This window comes from Haloarcula argentinensis DSM 12282, assembly GCA_000336895.1.
Taxonomy (GTDB): domain Archaea; phylum Halobacteriota; class Halobacteria; order Halobacteriales; family Haloarculaceae; genus Haloarcula; species Haloarcula argentinensis.
Window position 1 is genome coordinate 219,195 of sequence record AOLX01000022.1, and the last position, 13,837, is coordinate 233,031.

Sequence of the window (13,837 nt, forward strand, 5' to 3'; positions counted from 1 at the left end):
AAGATACCGGGTCAGTCGTTACTCATCGGATAGCTCGGATTCGAGTGTCTCGACCTGGCGTTCGAGTTCGGAAATGCGCTTCTCGTAGCCGCGTTTGCCGTCGAGAAAGTTGTAGATGAGTATCATGCCGGCGGCTGGCAGTCCGATGTACACCGCCAGTACGATTACCATGAGGATAAGTTCCGTTGCGCCGGGCAATCCCGGGATCTGGAGGAAGGCCATGGTGGGCCTTTTCATTTCAGCTACTTGGAAATTTATATCCGAGCGATCAGACTCTCTCTTCGCTGACCGCTTCAGCGAGCAACTCCGTCACACCGACGATTTCGATGTCGTCCTCGTACCCGCCGGTCTTGCGCCCGTCCTCGTACATCGTCATGCACATCGGGCAGGCGACGACGAACTTCTCGACGGCCGCGCCCGCCTCGGTGTCTTCGAGGGCCTCGCGCAGACGCTCCTCGCTGGGTTTCGACTCCTCTTCGAGGTCCATCCAGAGGCCGCCACCGCCACCGCCACAGCAGAAGGAGTCGTCCCTGTTGCGCGGCATCTCGTGGAGGTCGGCCCCGGTCGCGCGGATGAGGTCCCGCGGGGCCTCGAACTCGCCGTTGTACCGCCCGAGGTGGCACGGGTCGTGGTATGTGACGGTGTAGTCGAGTTCAGTCCCGGAGAGGCCGAGCGCGCCGGCACTGGCGAGATCGGCGACGACCTGCGTGTAGTGGAACACGTCGTCTTCGCCCCACTCACAGGCCTCGAACTCGGGGTACTCGTTCATGAACGTGTTGTAGGCGTGGGGGTCCGCCGTGACGATGGACTGGAACTCACAGTCCAGAATCGCTTCGGCGTTGTCCTCGACGAGCATCTCGTAGAGACCCTCCTCGCCGACGCGGCGCACGTCGTTGCCGTCGGTCTGTTCGGCCTCGTAGAGGATGCCATAATCAACGTCGGCGGCCTCGAAGACGCGTGCCAGCGCGCGTGCTATCTTCTGATTGCGCTCATCGTAGCTGGGGTAGTCGCCGACGTACCAGAGGTATTCCACCGATTCGTCACGAGCGTCCGGAACGTCGAAATCGAGGTCGTCGGTCCAGTCCGGCCGGGCGCGCTCGGGATCGCCGAAGGTGTTGCCGTGCTGGAACACGTTCATCATCGCGTCCTGCACGTGTTCGTCCATCTCACCGGCCTCGGTCAGTCGACGGTTCATTTCGGTGAACTGCGTGACGTGTTCGATGTCGACCGGGCAGGCGTCCATACAGGCCATACAGGACATGCAGGACTCCATCGTGTGGGCGTCGATGACCGAGGTACCGCCGTCGGCGATGATCGGCACGTCCTCGCCACCGGCATCGCGCTCCTCGCGGTAGCGTTTCAGGTCGAGGATAACGTTCCGCGGGTCCAGCGGCCGCCCGGATGCCTTCGCCGGACAGACGGACGAACACCGGCCACACTTGGTGCAGGCGTCGTGGTCGAGCAACTGTTTCCACGAGAAGTCGTCGATGTCGCTAGGGCCGATCTCGTCGGGACTCGCGTCGCTTGGCACGCCGGGTAGTCGCACCCCGGCCTTCTCGTCGCGAGCGACGAGGTTGGCAAACGACGAGAGCATGTGGAACGGCTTCGCGTAGGGGATCCAGGCGACGAACCACAGCGCGACGAGCGAGTGGCTCCACCAGACAAAGGGGTACGCGCCCGCTGCCATCTCCGGTGTCATCCCAGCCGTGAGGAGTACTTCCTTGACTGACCAGCCGACGAAGCTCACCGTCTCGAAGGAGACATCCCGGACCGTCGAGGTGCCGAGAATCCGAATGCCCTCAGTGAGGTAGCCGCCGACGCCCAGCACGAACAGCGCGCCCAGAAACAGGTCGTCCTCGCGGGAGGTGTGGCGGTCGTGGAGGCGGTCAAGCTTGCGGCCGTAGCGTCGCCACAGCGCGACACCGACGCCGACGACGAACAGCAGCCCCATCGCGTCCATGACAAACGAATAGGAGAGGTAGAACTGGCCGACGAAGAAGGATTCACCGGTCAACGGTCGATAGAGGTCGATATCGATACCTAGAATCGTCGTTCCGATGAGCAGCGTCAGAAAGCCCCAGACGACAAACGCGTGCATCACGCCAGCGACGGTGTCGCGGTCCAACTGCTTCCGATTTGACAGCGCCAACTGCGCCGCTGCAACCGTCCGCTGGGGCAGTTCGTCCAGTCGCTCGAAAGGGTCCTCGCTGCCCTGGGCATAGCGGGTGACACGGTTGTACACACCGTACAGAAAGACGATGACGGCGAGCGCTGCCAGATAGTAGAACAGCACTTTCCCCACGTCGCCGATACGCCAGAACGTCGGGCGCGTGGTCGTCTGGAGTATAGATGACATACGCTAACACGTGCTGCGTGTCCGCTTAAATCTTGCCACGCCCCGTCGCAGTCTTGCGAGAATTTGGCAACTGTTGAAAGTTTCCTCACGTTACGTTACCCATCCGACAGATATATCACTCCCCAGAAGTAGTCTCATGTTCGATGGACGAGAAGACCGAAGAACTCCGTGACATCTTCATGGACGTCTCCGACGAGGAGGCTGTGACGGAGTCTCAGGAGGCGTCGAGAGGGTCCCTGGCCGATACTGACGAGGCCGGTGTCGCGGATCGACTCGGTGATGTCATCGCGCGGATGCGCGAGCGATACGAGTTCCGGACTGACCTCGACGACGAATCCCTGGTAACAGTGGTCCGACTGTTCTACGAGGGCGGCGACGACGGAACTATCGCAGCCGAAATCGGCGTAGACGGGTCCGACGTGGTCGAGGCGCGACTGGACTTGCATCTCCTCCGCGAGGCGGACACAGAGGCACCGTTTGACCTGCCCGAGTTCCGCCGTCGCGTCGCTGCCGACGACCCGTCAGTCGCCGAACTCGCGGCCGAGTTCGATATCGACGAGTCCTGGGCCGCCCACTACCGGCGCGTCGTCGCCGCACAGGACGCTGCCCGCCGTGTCTCCCACCGGTTCCAGAGCGAGTTCGAGGACGTGCTTACTGACGCCGGGCTGTCGACACAGCACGCCGCCGCCCTCCGCAATGACGGCCTTGACGAGGCCACCGAGGACATCGACTCGCTGGATTCCGGCGCTGACGTGTCGATGTGACCCTCGGATACCTTTTGTAGTCGTCTCCAGTCGTGGCTGGGGTAGCCAACTGCGCAGTTGTTTCAACAGCCAGCGGCGCGCCGAACCTTCTTGTAGTGGAACACGACCACGCAGAGCCATGCCGACCCACACGTTCAGGGAACTGGAAACGGCCGCCTACTGCCCGCGGAAGCTCTACTACCGCCGCCGTGACGGGGCGAGCGAGATTCCCGACGAAATCGAGTCGGTTCGCCGGCTCGCCCGCGAGTACGAGCGGCTGCTGACCGATGATGCCGCCCTGCTGGCAGCCCCCATCGAAGTGGCACCGGACGAGTATCGCGACCGCCTCAGAGGGCTTCGAGAGCGGCTGGCTGACTGGGACGCGCTGGTCGCCCCGACGGCGACCGACGCGTATCTCGAAGGGAAGGACGCCCGCGGGATCGCACACAAGATCGTCGCCGGACAGGACGGTCCCGCGCCGTCGCTCGTGTTCGCCGGTCGGCCGCCGGAGGAGGGCGTCTGGGAGCCCCAAACCGTGCGGCTGGTCGCCGCTGCGAAGGCGCTCTCTTGGGAGCGCGAGCGTGACATCGACATCGCCTACGCCGAGTATCCGGCGTACGGCGTCATCCGGAGCATCGACGTGAACGCACGGCGAGCAGGTGTCTACCGCCGGGCAGTCAGAACCGCCGACAGCATCGACGGGCCGCCGGGGCGGGTTCGAAATGACGCCAAGTGCCAACCCTGTGAGTTCAGCGACGACTGCGGGGTGAAAACGCGGTCGTTACGGTCAATGCTACGCTAAGGCGGACAGCCACCCGGACAGTTCCGGGCGGGTATCAGCTCCGGTCGTCGAGCCACGACTCGACGGCGTCGGCGCGTGCGCCGCGGCGATGAATCGTTCCGCTGTCGACGTTCACGACCGTCGAACCGGTCCCGCCGTCGGTCTCGCCGGCGTCGAGGACGACGGCAGCACGTTCACGGATCGCGTCGAGGTCGTCGATGGTGCGGGCGCTTGGATTCCCGGAGATGTTAGCGCTCGTTGCGGTGAGTGGCCCGGTTTCGGCGAGCAGTTCGAGCGCGAGGTCGTGGTCAGGGACCCGGACCCCGACGCGGTCTCGACCAGCGACCAGCACGTCCGGAACCGCGTCGCGGCGTTCGACGACGACAGTGACCGGACCGGGGAGGAACTCCCGCATGAACGCCAGTTCACGGTCGCTCAGGCGCGTGTATTCGCGAGCGGACTCGACGTCGGGAACGGCCATCGACACCGGTTTGTCGCGCTCGCGGCCCTTCGCCTCGAACACCCGTTCGACGGCAGCAGCGTCGAGCGCGTCCGCGCCGAGGCCGTACACCGTCTCCGTGGGATAGACGACAAGCTCTCCGTTGCGGACTGCCGTCGCGGCGTCGTCGACTGTCGCCATCGTTAGAGGTGGGCTTCGACTTCGTCGTAGTCCGGGAAGTCAGGCCATTCCTGCGCCACCCACGCGTACTCGATAGTCCGGTCGCTATCGAGGACGAACACCGACGGACGCGGCTCCTCGACACCGGCCATTCCGTCGAGGTCCATGTCGATGCTGTACTGCTGTGCGACGCCGTTGGCGGGGTCCGAGAACAGTCGGTAGTCTCCCTCGATTTCACGCTCTTCGAGCAACTGCTTGTGTTCGTACGGCGTCGAGATGGAGACGCCCACAACGGTGGCCTGCTCGTGCCACGCGCGGTCGCGGATCTCGTTCCAGATGTACGTCGCCGGGAACGCGCCGTCCATCGCGTGGAACACGAGGACGACACGGTCGCTGTCGGCACAGACCGACGCGAGCGATTCGTCTTCCCAGAACTCGTCGTTGACGAGCGGACGTGTGAAATCCGGCGCAGTGTCGCCTTCTTCGGGATGATCGACCGGGTCGAGATCGACGATATCGAAGTCGAGGTCCATCAGGCCACACCCCATGCGGTCTCCTCACCCTCGCCGTACGTCCGTTCCAGATACGCGACGATGTTCGCGCTCTCGGACATCGTGACGCCGGTGTTCTCGTCGACGATGGCCGGGACGGTTCGCTTGCCAGACAGTCGCTTGACCACGTCGCGGTCGGCGTGCATCGGCTCGACGAACCGCGACTGGTAATCGAGACCGTACTCGTTCAGCTTCCGAACGACGCGCTCGCAGAAGGGACACGCCTGCAACCGGTACAGCGTGATGTCGGACTCGCTCATACTCTATACGGCGATACGCGTGAAAGCCGGGTAAGGGCTTCGCTGGCAACCCCTCCATGACAAGTCTTAATCCCCGCCCATTACAATTTCGACCGTTGATGGCCCTGGATCCACCTGCGCCGTTTGAGCTGTCTACAGCGATGCTGCAGGGCGTCGAAATCGTCGGCGTCCCGATACCGCAGGACGCGGTGCTCGTCGCTGGTATTGTCACGCTCGTCGCACTGGTTGTCCTCTCAGCGTTCTTCTCGTCCTCAGAAATTGCGATGTTCTCGCTGCCTGCACACCGGACGGAAGCGCTCGTCGAGGACGCCGTTCCGGGTTCGAAGACGCTCAAACAACTCAAATCAGACCCCCACCGTCTGCTTGTGACGATTCTCGTCGGCAACAACCTCGTCAACATCGCGATGTCGTCCATCGCTACTGGACTCCTTGCGATGTATGTTGAGAGCCAGGGGCTGGCTGTCGCCATCGCGACGTTCGGGGTCACCGCCATCGTGCTCCTGTTCGGTGAGAGCGCGCCAAAGAGCTACGCGGTGGAGAACACCGAGTCGTGGGCGCTGCGCATTTCCAAGCCGCTCAAGGCCGCCGAGAGGGTGTTGCTCCCGCTTATTCTGCTGTTTGATTACCTCACTCGCGTCGTCAACAAGATCACCGGCGGCCGTTCCGCCATCGAGACCTCCTATGTCACCCGCGAAGAGATCCAGGACATTATCGAGACAGGTGAGCGCGAGGGCGTCCTTGACGAGGACGAACGGGAGATGCTTCAGCGCACGCTCCGGTTCAACGACACCATCGCCAAGGAAGTGATGACGCCGCGGCTGGACATGACCGCCGTCGCCAAGGAGTCATCCGTCGAGGAGGCCCTTGAGACGTGTATCCAGAGCGGACACGCCCGTATTCCGGTCTACGAGGGAAGTCTGGACAACGTTATCGGCGTCATCCACATCCGCGACCTCGTTCGGGACCTCAACTACGGCGAGGCGCTGGCCCGCGATATGGAGCTTGAGGACCTCATCGAGCCGACCCTGCACGTCCCCGAGTCAAAGAACGTCGACGACCTCCTGACCGAGATGCGGGCCGAGCGCCTCCACATGGTCATCGTCATCGACGAGTTCGGGACCACCGAGGGGCTGGTGACGATGGAGGACCTGACAGAGGAGATCGTCGGCGAGATACTCGAAGGCGAAGAGGAAGAGCCCATCGAGTACGTCGACGACGACACGGTCACAGTCAAAGGTGAGGTCAACATCGAGGAGGTCAACGAAGCGCTGGACCTGGACCTGCCCGAAGGCGAGGAGTTCGAAACCATCGCCGGCTTCATATTCAACCGGGCGGGCCGACTGGTCGAGGAGGGCGAGACTATCACCTACGACGGCGTCGAAATCCGCGTCGAACAGGTCGAGAACACGCGTATCATGAAGGCTCGCGTCGTCCGCCTCGAAACCGATGAGACGGAGCCGGTCGACGCCGAAGAAGCCTCGGACTGAGCACCTGCGGGAGCAGTTGTTTTAGGTCGGTTGCCGCCGACAGGGATGACATGGGTTATCATCACCTCGCGGTCGACGACATCGAACCGACACCGGACCGACCCAGCGTCCAGCGGTCGATAAGTGATGCAGCTGGCCTCGAAAATGCGGCCGTAAACCTTTACGAGGTCTCCCCCGGCGAGGACATTCCGCTCGCGTACCACTATCACGACAATCAGGAAGAACTGTTCTACGTCCTCTCTGGGACGCTGGCTGTTGAGACGCCGGACGGAACCTACGAAGTCGAGGAAGACGAGGCGTTCGTCGTCGAACCGGACAGCCCCCAGCGGGCGCACAACCCCGAGTCGGCGACCGAACCAGTGCGGACGCTCGTCGTCGGTGCACCCGCGGTGGATGATGTCCATCCCTACGACCCCGAGTAAGTCGGGGGTCACAGTCGTACCGCAGAACGCTACTGGGGCGTAACGTCGGACCGCTATTGGAGGGTGATGGCGTAGGTCAGCGCAAACAGCAGTATCGCGCCGGTCGCAACGTTGATCGCCGTGAGTTCCGCCGCGCCGATGACGCTCAGGCCCCAGACGAGAGTGGCCGAAAACACTGTCGAGAGCACAATGTTCATCGCGATAAGTACCCGTGGGTCACCCTGTGACCCGCTCGCCCCCTCCTCAAACCCGTTCGCGTCGCTCATGCCCACGAACACGAACGGGACTCCCCTTAGCTCTTTGGCAGTCCCCGGTGCGTTCGCTCCGCTAACTCTAGCCGGGCGCGGCCAAGTCGCGCAACTAAACACATTCGGAGCCTAACACAACACATGAAGATTCCAAATCGCCATGGGGATCCGGTTGACCCGGTCCCGTTTCTCGTCTGCACCGCGACGGCGGTGATGTTGCTGTTCTCCGTCGGCCCGCTGTACGGCCTCGCCTATGGGCTTCCGGTGTGGGCCGGTCTGACCGTTTCGACAGCCGGGACCGTCGCTGTCGCCGCCGTTTCGTATCACCGACTGGTCTGGACTGCGCCGCCGCCCTCGGTACAGATCGCCCCGGAGCTTCGCTTTCAGCGCCTCATCTACATCGGCGTCGGCTTCGCTGTTTTGCTGGTCGGCGTCTCGGCTCCGCTGGCCCTGTGATTTACCACCCCGGTGCGCATGTGGACTGGTATGCGCGAGGTCGAACGCTCTCGGTTCGTGATGGCGCGGCCGCCAGCTGTCCACCGCACGCTCTCGCCGGAAGCGGTTGTCGCGGCGGAAGGGACGTTCACAGTAACGGCCGTCGAAGAGACTGATACGGGAACGCTCGTCACCGCCGCTGGCCCGGGAATGTCTGTCCCGCTTCGTTTCGAATCCCGGGACGATGGGCTCCGGTACACCGCCGAGGGCGAGGTCGGCCCGTTCGACCACCTAGAGACGCAGATTACCGTAACCCCGGAAGAGAACGGGTCCCGGCTCACGATGCGGTCGACTGTCTCGCTGAACCTGCCACTCCCCTTCGCTGACCGCATCGCCGCCTGGAAGCGCGGTAACGAGATAGAGCGAGCGATCGAGGAACTGGCGGCCGACGTACCCGGGGGCTGAACCGGTCGATAGCTCGACTGTTCGGCTGATTCGTCGATGCCCGTGAGATGACTGCGCACAACCACGATACGTTTAGTAGCTCTAATCTACACATACAATCATGAGTATTCTCGACAGCGTCAAGGAGGCACTCACCTCACAGCCGGAGACGAAGTCCCGCCCCGACGATGGGTCGAAAGGGGCGTACTGGTGTGACGACTGTGGCGTTCGTATCAGAGACGTCGAACCGGAGGGCGAGCCGGTCTGTCCGGACTGTGGCGAGGAGATGCGCTTCGAGCGCGCGGCCGGTCGTGACTGCGCCTGCTAGGGGCTCCGTATCACCGTCTCATCGCCCTGTTCCGCCGGGAACGGTCCGGTGAGCGACTCGCTGTCCGTCCATTCTTCGTCCGTGACGAGCGCGTCGTCGAGCGCGGTCCGAAGGGCGTCCTCGTCGTAGTCAGTTCCGATGAACACCAGTTCCGTCCGTCGGTCGCCGTGTTCGTCGTGCCAGTCGAGGTCCGGCCGGTTCGAGCGGTACATGTCCTGCTCGACTTCGGGCAGACTCGCAATCCAAGGCCCCTGTGCTTCCGCCCGTATCGAGGGGCCGGCCTGCCCGATGACGACCCGTAGCTCTGCACCCGCCAGCCAGACGGTCCCTTTCGAGCGGACGACACCCGACGGGAGGTCCCGCAGCACGTCGGCGAGTCGGTCGGGATGGAACGGTCGGCGGCGGCGATAGGTAAAGGAGGTGACGCCGTACACCTCCTCGGGATGGTGGTGGCCGTCGTGTCCGTGGCCGCTGTCGCCCTCGTGGGTCTCGGCTTCCTGGCCGTGGCTGTCTTCGCCGTGGCTATGCCCGGCGTCGGCCAGGGCTCGCTTCCAGCCCGGCAAGTCGTTGATTTCGTTCTGGTCGAACAGCGCGCGGTCGAACAGCTGGTCGGGGTCGACCTGTGAGAAGGTCGTTCGGATGGTCTCGGCGTCGGGCTGGAGCGCCCCCACCAGTTCCTCGGCTTCGTCCAGTTCCTCGTCCGTACAGAGGTCCGTCTTGTTCAGCACGACGAGGTTCGAGAGTTCGACCTGTTCGACCATCAGGTCCGAGAGCGGGCGGTCGGTGTCGTCAGCCGCTGTGTCGTTGCTGTCTCCACCGGCGTTCGCTTCCACGACCCCCCGGCGCTCGGGCGTCTCGCCGGCGAAGGAATCGAGAAACAATCGCGTATCCAGCACCGTCACGAGCGTGTCGACCCGATACAGCGCAGCCACGCGCGATTCGGTGGTGAACAGCCGCGCCACGGGCGCTGGCTCGGAGATGCCCGAGGACTCGACGACGAGCGCGTCGAAGTCACGGTCGCTCGCCAGCCGGACGACTGCCGTTTCGAGGTCGTCCTGTAGCTCACAGCAGATACAGCCGTTGGATAGCTCCGCGACGCCGTCGTCCACGTCGAGTTCGGACCCCTCGGCGATGAGTTCCGCGTCGACGTTGACGGTTCCCATGTCGTTGACGAGGACGGCGATGTCGCGGTCACCGGCCTCAGTCAGCAGATGGTTCAGTAGCGTCGTCTTCCCGGCCCCGAGGCTCCCGGAAAGAATCGTGACGGGAAGGGTGTCGCGCATACCTCCCGTTGTGGGCCGGCTCCCTTCAAATCGCGCCTCGTTTCCGGCGGTCAAACACGACCGCTGGCCCGTCACCACGGCTGGGTACTATCGACGGGTAACTGCGACAGCTTTTACTCTGTGCCTCTCGCACACATGACCCACGATGGAACTGGCCGACCGAATCGAGCGCTTTCGCCGGACACTGCGGGAGTGGGCCCGCGGACTGTACCACGGCATGATAACGCACCCGGCCTACGAGAAAATCGAGAAGGAGGCCGAGGACATCGAGGACGCGTTCATGCTGGCCTGTTTCCCCGACGCCTTCGGCATCCCGTCGCCGGTGTCGTACTACACCGCCGAACTGCTGCCGTACCTCGAAGACACCTTCGAAGCCTGGGAGCGGCGGCTGTGGGACCGGGGGTCGTACATCGAACGCAAGGGCCAGCAGTACCACTTCTGATGGAGCCGTTCGTCTTCTTCGGCGGCAAGGGCGGTGTCGGCAAGACCACTGTCTCCTGTGCCTACGGAGTGAAATCCGCGCGAGCGGGCCTCGATACGCTCGTCGTCTCGACGGACCCGGCCCACTCCGTCTCGGATGTGTTCGACCAGTCGTTCAGCGACGACCCGGAATCCGTCGAGGGTATTGATGGCCTCGACGCGATGGAGATCGACCCTGAAACCGAGACCCAGCGCCACCTCAACGGCATCCGTAACGACCTCTCCGAGCAGGTGTCGGCGGCGATGGTCAACGAAATCAACCAGCAGCTAGAGATGGCCCACCAGACGCCGGGGGCCTACGAATCGGCGCTGTTCGACCGCTTCGTCGACGTGATGCGAAACGCCGACCCGTACGACCGGGTGGTCTTCGACACCTCGCCGACCGGCAGTACGCTCCGCCTGCTCGGCCTGCCGGAGTTCCTCGAAGGATGGATCGACCGACTGATGCACAAACGCGAGAAGAGCATTGACCTCTTCGAGAAGGCCGCAATCGGCAACAACGAACCCCGGCGCGTGATGGACGGCGACCCGGTGCTGGCCCGCCTGCAGGACCGCAAGGAGTTCTTCGAGTTCGCCAGCGGCGCGCTGGAGGCCGACGCCGCCTTCTTCCTCGTTCTCAACCCCGACCAGCTCTCGGTCAACGAGACGCGGCGCGCCATCGCCGAGATGCGCGAGCGTGACCTCTCGGTTCGGGGGCTCGTCGCGAACAAGCTCACGCCCGAACCGGACCCCGACGAGGACGGCCGCGGGGCTCGCTACCTCCGAGACCGCGTCGCCACCGAGAACGAACGGCTACAGGAGGTCCGTGAGACGCTCGACCCGCCGTTAGTCGCGGAAATCACGACCCGTACGGCGGAGGTGAAAGGCGACCTGCTCGACGATGTCGCAGCCGAACTCGACGTCGAGACGGCCGCTGAGGTGCCGACGTTCGTCTGAGCCGGCGGCCAGCCGCTCATGTGTGGGCCGCGCATAACCGATAAGTAATCGGATATTAGATTTTTCGTTGATAGTCGAAGCTGTGTGACCGAGCGTATTCTGACGGAGTTGAGAAGTATAAGAAAAATATAATAACTATTAATAGCTTGATGTTGGTTACCATTCATGCACATACATGACACAGGTAATCTGGATCGTCCTGGCAGTACTGGTGACGTTCAGCGTGGGGTATCTGGGGTATTCGAAGTACCTCGCGCGGTTCCTCGAACTCGACAACGAGAACGAGACACCGGCGCATAAGTACGAAGACGGGCAGGAATACGTACCGTCGAAAAAACCCGTACTGTTGGGTCACCACTACTCCAGTATCGCGGGTGGGGCACCGATTGTCGGACCGATTACTGCGGGGGCCATCTGGGGATGGGTTCCCGCACTGCTGTGGATCGCCATCGGCAACCCGTTGATGGGCAGCGTCCACGACTTCGTCTCCCTGTCGGGGTCGCTCCGACACGAGGGGAAGTCCATCGGCTACATCGTCGGTGAGTACGTCGGCGAGGGTGGGAAGAACATGCTGCTGTGGTTCGCGTTCCTGACGATTATCCTCGTTGTCGGAGTGTTCGCGCTGGTGGTAGCCATTGTGTTCGATGCGTACCCACAGGTGACGACTGCGAGCACCGTCTACATTGTACTGGCCCTGCTACTGGGTGTGTACCTCTATCAACTGAACGGGCCGTTCCTGCCCGGAACCATCGTGTTCGTGACGCTGGTGTTTGCCGGAGTGTACGCAGGCATTCAGTACCCGTTCGCGCTGTTCCCGGCCGTCGGCGACGCGAGCTACCCCGCAGGCACGCTTGTGCTCGCGGACGTTCTGGGTCTGGGCAGCGGGCAGTGGATACCTGGGGCATCTGCGACGAATCCCAACAGTGCGGCGTGGGTGCCGATAATCATGGTGTACGCGGGCATTGCGAGCGCGCTCCCGGTGTGGGTACTGCTCCAGCCGCGTGACTACCTGTCGTCATTCCTGCTGTACGCTGGCGTTGGCGGCTCGCTGGTCGCTGTCATCGTGGGCACGATTTTCGGCACGGCTGCCACCGAGACCGGCTCGCTGGTCATCGCGGACTCGATGGGTGCGTTCAACGGCTTCTGGGGTATCGAGGGCGCTGGCCTCGCACCGCTGTTCCCGCTGCTGTTCATTACAATCGCCTGTGGGACGATCAGTGGCTTCCACTCGCTGGTGTCCTCCGGAACGACAGCCAAGCAGTTGAACAAAGAGACCGACGCCCGCCTTATCGGATACGGTGGGATGCTCGGTGAGGGACTGCTGGCCGCCGTCGCACTGTCAACGCTCGCCGTGGCCGGCTTCGCCGAATCTGCCGCTGGCGGCGGTATCGGGAACGCGCTGCCAAACTTCGCGACGGGTGGTGGCATCATCTTCACCAGCCTCGGTATCCCTCAGAGCTTCGGCGCGCCGTTCATGGCGCTCGTGCTGGTGAGCTTCCTGCTGACCTCCACGGACACGGCCGTCCGACTCGGTCGGTACATGATGGAGGATATTGTCGGCCTCCAGGCGGGTGAGACGTCTTCCGGTTTCAACGTCGGTGGTGGCATCCGTTCGACCCTCGGCGAAATCGGACGCGGCCGCTACACGAACCCGCTCGTGCAGGCCATCCCGGCCTATCTGATGGTCATCTCCGGCGAGTGGCTCACGTTGTGGGCCCTGTTCGGCGGTGCGAACCAGCTGCTCGCGGCGCTGGCGCTGCTGACCGCAACTGTCTGGCTCGCGAACTGGGACGACAGCAAGCAGCTGTACTCCACAGGTGTCCCGATGGCCATCATGACGACTATCACTATCTTGGGGCTGTCCTGGCTGGCGTTCTACAGCAACCTCTACCAGAACCTCATTCAGGGCGGTGCAGAGAGTACTGCGGCCATCGCTTCCTCAGTAGTCCAGATAGTACTGGCCTTAGTCCTCATCGGCCTCGCGCTGGCGCTGGTCAAGAAAGGTTACGACAACATCAGTACGGTCCGTGACCGTGGTCGCGCCGGTGCTGTCGAGCCGGGCGACGACTGACCGCGACGACTTCTCCGTTTTTTTTATTGTCGATAGCGACAGTTACGCGTCCCGCGTGACCGCGCCGAACGGCGTCGCGGCGTCATCCGAGATAGTCGCTATCGCCGTCACCGAGTCTTCGTCGGCACGGACACGAACCCGGGCGAGGTCGCGCTCGCTGCCGTTGATCGTTGCTGTCGCTGTCGTCCGCGTCGTTTCGGTCCCGAGAAGCGCCTCTGAGCCGCGTTCGCGCCACTCCGAAACGGCGTCCACATCGGTATCCATCGCAAGCGAAACGACTCGGGCGCTGTCCACCGCCGTCAGCGGGTCACGGACGACCTCGGGCTGGTCGACGACTCGCACGGCCGGGGCGGTCAGGAGGCCGAACCTGTCTCTTATACACATCTCTGATGG

Annotated in this window: 17 protein-coding genes and 1 pseudogene; 10 read left to right on the forward strand and 8 right to left on the reverse strand. The window is 63.3% G+C overall.

Annotation, left to right across the window (positions count from 1 at the left end):
- Positions 1 to 18: 18 nt before the first annotated feature.
- Together C443_RS12980 and C443_RS12985 are read right to left on the reverse strand one after the other, a co-directional pair.
- Entirely contained in the window at positions 19 to 222 is a 204-nt protein-coding gene (locus C443_RS12980; protein ID WP_005536905.1) for a hypothetical protein, read from the reverse strand.
- A gap of 46 nt (positions 223 to 268) precedes the next feature.
- Positions 269 to 2,356: a (Fe-S)-binding protein gene (locus C443_RS12985; protein WP_005536906.1), complete on the reverse strand. Its 2,088-nt coding sequence runs from the start codon at positions 2,354 to 2,356 to the stop codon at positions 269 to 271.
- 143 nt (positions 2,357 to 2,499) lie between these two features.
- Between C443_RS12985 and C443_RS12990 the strand changes: the two genes are divergently transcribed.
- Together C443_RS12990 and C443_RS12995 are read left to right on the forward strand one after the other, a co-directional pair.
- A complete protein-coding gene (locus C443_RS12990) occupies positions 2,500 to 3,120 on the forward strand; it encodes a hypothetical protein (RefSeq protein WP_005536907.1) in 621 nt (206 codons plus the stop codon).
- A 118-nt stretch (positions 3,121 to 3,238) separates the two neighbouring features.
- Positions 3,239 to 3,901 carry a CRISPR-associated protein Cas4 gene (locus C443_RS12995; RefSeq protein WP_005536908.1) on the forward strand — a complete coding sequence of 221 codons (663 nt, stop codon included), beginning with the start codon at positions 3,239 to 3,241 and terminating at the stop codon, positions 3,899 to 3,901.
- 34 nt (positions 3,902 to 3,935) lie between these two features.
- Here C443_RS12995 and C443_RS13000 read toward each other — a convergent pair whose 3' ends face one another.
- The 3 genes from C443_RS13000 to C443_RS13010 are packed head-to-tail and all read right to left on the reverse strand — an operon-like array spanning position 3,936 to position 5,310.
- Positions 3,936 to 4,520 (reverse strand): L-threonylcarbamoyladenylate synthase, encoded by a 585-nt coding sequence (locus C443_RS13000; RefSeq protein WP_005536909.1) that lies wholly within the window; start codon positions 4,518 to 4,520, stop codon positions 3,936 to 3,938.
- A 2-nt stretch (positions 4,521 to 4,522) separates the two neighbouring features.
- Positions 4,523 to 5,032 carry a redoxin domain-containing protein gene (locus tag C443_RS13005; RefSeq protein ID WP_005536910.1) on the reverse strand — a complete coding sequence of 170 codons (510 nt, stop codon included), beginning with the start codon at positions 5,030 to 5,032 and terminating at the stop codon, positions 4,523 to 4,525.
- Positions 5,032 to 5,310, reverse strand: coding sequence for a glutathione S-transferase N-terminal domain-containing protein (locus tag C443_RS13010; RefSeq protein ID WP_005536911.1), 279 nt, complete (start codon positions 5,308 to 5,310; stop codon positions 5,032 to 5,034). Before C443_RS13010 ends, C443_RS13005 begins: the two co-directional genes overlap by 1 nt.
- A gap of 98 nt (positions 5,311 to 5,408) precedes the next feature.
- Between C443_RS13010 and C443_RS13015 the strand changes: the two genes are divergently transcribed.
- Together C443_RS13015 and C443_RS13020 are read left to right on the forward strand one after the other, a co-directional pair.
- Positions 5,409 to 6,797, forward strand: a complete 1,389-nt coding sequence (locus tag C443_RS13015) for a hemolysin family protein (RefSeq protein WP_049944050.1) — start codon at positions 5,409 to 5,411, stop codon at positions 6,795 to 6,797.
- A 50-nt stretch (positions 6,798 to 6,847) separates the two neighbouring features.
- A complete protein-coding gene (locus C443_RS13020) occupies positions 6,848 to 7,219 on the forward strand; it encodes a cupin domain-containing protein (protein ID WP_005536915.1) in 372 nt (123 codons plus the stop codon).
- Between the two features lie 53 nt (positions 7,220 to 7,272).
- Here the strand turns inward: C443_RS13020 and C443_RS13025 are convergent, their stop codons facing one another.
- Positions 7,273 to 7,485, reverse strand: coding sequence for a hypothetical protein (locus tag C443_RS13025; RefSeq protein WP_005536916.1), 213 nt, complete (start codon positions 7,483 to 7,485; stop codon positions 7,273 to 7,275).
- Between the two features lie 123 nt (positions 7,486 to 7,608).
- Here C443_RS13025 and C443_RS13030 point away from each other — a divergent pair, with 123 nt between their 5' ends.
- The 3 genes from C443_RS13030 to C443_RS13040 all read left to right on the forward strand — a co-directional run bounded on the left by C443_RS13030 (position 7,609) and on the right by C443_RS13040 (position 8,674).
- Positions 7,609 to 7,923, forward strand: coding sequence for a hypothetical protein (locus C443_RS13030; RefSeq protein WP_005536918.1), 315 nt, complete (start codon positions 7,609 to 7,611; stop codon positions 7,921 to 7,923).
- Positions 7,924 to 7,953: 30 nt separating this feature from the next.
- The gene (locus tag C443_RS13035; RefSeq protein WP_049944051.1) at positions 7,954 to 8,367 is read left to right on the forward strand and encodes an SRPBCC family protein; all 414 of its coding nucleotides are present in this window, start codon (positions 7,954 to 7,956) and stop codon (positions 8,365 to 8,367) included.
- Positions 8,368 to 8,467: 100 nt separating this feature from the next.
- Positions 8,468 to 8,674 carry a hypothetical protein gene (locus tag C443_RS13040; protein WP_005536922.1) on the forward strand — a complete coding sequence of 69 codons (207 nt, stop codon included), beginning with the start codon at positions 8,468 to 8,470 and terminating at the stop codon, positions 8,672 to 8,674.
- On the opposite strand, the gene C443_RS13045 is transcribed toward C443_RS13040, so the two are convergent.
- Positions 8,671 to 9,957 carry a CobW family GTP-binding protein gene (locus tag C443_RS13045; RefSeq protein WP_005536923.1) on the reverse strand — a complete coding sequence of 429 codons (1,287 nt, stop codon included), beginning with the start codon at positions 9,955 to 9,957 and terminating at the stop codon, positions 8,671 to 8,673. The genes C443_RS13040 and C443_RS13045 overlap by 4 nt on opposite strands.
- 145 nt (positions 9,958 to 10,102) lie before the next feature.
- Between C443_RS13045 and C443_RS13050 the strand changes: the two genes are divergently transcribed.
- From C443_RS13050 to C443_RS13060, 3 genes are all read left to right on the forward strand, one after another.
- On the forward strand, positions 10,103 to 10,399 hold the full coding sequence (locus C443_RS13050; RefSeq protein WP_004959670.1) for a hypothetical protein: 297 nt from the start codon (positions 10,103 to 10,105) through the stop codon (positions 10,397 to 10,399).
- Entirely contained in the window at positions 10,399 to 11,373 is a 975-nt protein-coding gene (locus C443_RS13055) for an ArsA family ATPase (protein WP_005536924.1), read from the forward strand. Before C443_RS13050 ends, C443_RS13055 begins: the two co-directional genes overlap by 1 nt.
- Positions 11,374 to 11,548: 175 nt before the next feature.
- Entirely contained in the window at positions 11,549 to 13,444 is a 1,896-nt protein-coding gene (locus C443_RS13060) for a carbon starvation CstA family protein (protein ID WP_005536925.1), read from the forward strand.
- A gap of 42 nt (positions 13,445 to 13,486) precedes the next feature.
- On the opposite strand, the pseudogene C443_RS13065 reads toward C443_RS13060, so the two are convergent.
- Positions 13,487 to 13,837: pseudogene (locus tag C443_RS13065) on the reverse strand (DUF6517 family protein); the annotation flags it as partial.

Bases quoted from the DNA above. Each gene is read 5' to 3' on its own strand.
- C443_RS12980 (WP_005536905.1), bottom strand. From the start codon at position 222: ATGGCCTTCCTCCAGATCCCGGGATTGCCCGGCGCAACGGAACTTATC.
- C443_RS12985 (WP_005536906.1), bottom strand. From the start codon at position 2,356: ATGTCATCTATACTCCAGACGACCACGCGCCCGACGTTCTGGCGTATC.
- C443_RS12990 (WP_005536907.1), top strand. From the start codon at position 2,500: ATGGACGAGAAGACCGAAGAACTCCGTGACATCTTCATGGACGTCTCC.
- C443_RS12995 (WP_005536908.1), top strand. From the start codon at position 3,239: ATGCCGACCCACACGTTCAGGGAACTGGAAACGGCCGCCTACTGCCCG.
- C443_RS13000 (WP_005536909.1), bottom strand. From the start codon at position 4,520: ATGGCGACAGTCGACGACGCCGCGACGGCAGTCCGCAACGGAGAGCTT.
- C443_RS13005 (WP_005536910.1), bottom strand. From the start codon at position 5,032: ATGGACCTCGACTTCGATATCGTCGATCTCGACCCGGTCGATCATCCC.
- C443_RS13010 (WP_005536911.1), bottom strand. From the start codon at position 5,310: ATGAGCGAGTCCGACATCACGCTGTACCGGTTGCAGGCGTGTCCCTTC.
- C443_RS13015 (WP_049944050.1), top strand. From the start codon at position 5,409: ATGGCCCTGGATCCACCTGCGCCGTTTGAGCTGTCTACAGCGATGCTG.
- C443_RS13020 (WP_005536915.1), top strand. From the start codon at position 6,848: ATGGGTTATCATCACCTCGCGGTCGACGACATCGAACCGACACCGGAC.
- C443_RS13025 (WP_005536916.1), bottom strand. From the start codon at position 7,485: ATGAGCGACGCGAACGGGTTTGAGGAGGGGGCGAGCGGGTCACAGGGT.
- C443_RS13030 (WP_005536918.1), top strand. From the start codon at position 7,609: ATGAAGATTCCAAATCGCCATGGGGATCCGGTTGACCCGGTCCCGTTT.
- C443_RS13035 (WP_049944051.1), top strand. From the start codon at position 7,954: ATGCGCGAGGTCGAACGCTCTCGGTTCGTGATGGCGCGGCCGCCAGCT.
- C443_RS13040 (WP_005536922.1), top strand. From the start codon at position 8,468: ATGAGTATTCTCGACAGCGTCAAGGAGGCACTCACCTCACAGCCGGAG.
- C443_RS13045 (WP_005536923.1), bottom strand. From the start codon at position 9,957: ATGCGCGACACCCTTCCCGTCACGATTCTTTCCGGGAGCCTCGGGGCC.
- C443_RS13050 (WP_004959670.1), top strand. From the start codon at position 10,103: ATGGAACTGGCCGACCGAATCGAGCGCTTTCGCCGGACACTGCGGGAG.
- C443_RS13055 (WP_005536924.1), top strand. From the start codon at position 10,399: ATGGAGCCGTTCGTCTTCTTCGGCGGCAAGGGCGGTGTCGGCAAGACC.
- C443_RS13060 (WP_005536925.1), top strand. From the start codon at position 11,549: ATGACACAGGTAATCTGGATCGTCCTGGCAGTACTGGTGACGTTCAGC.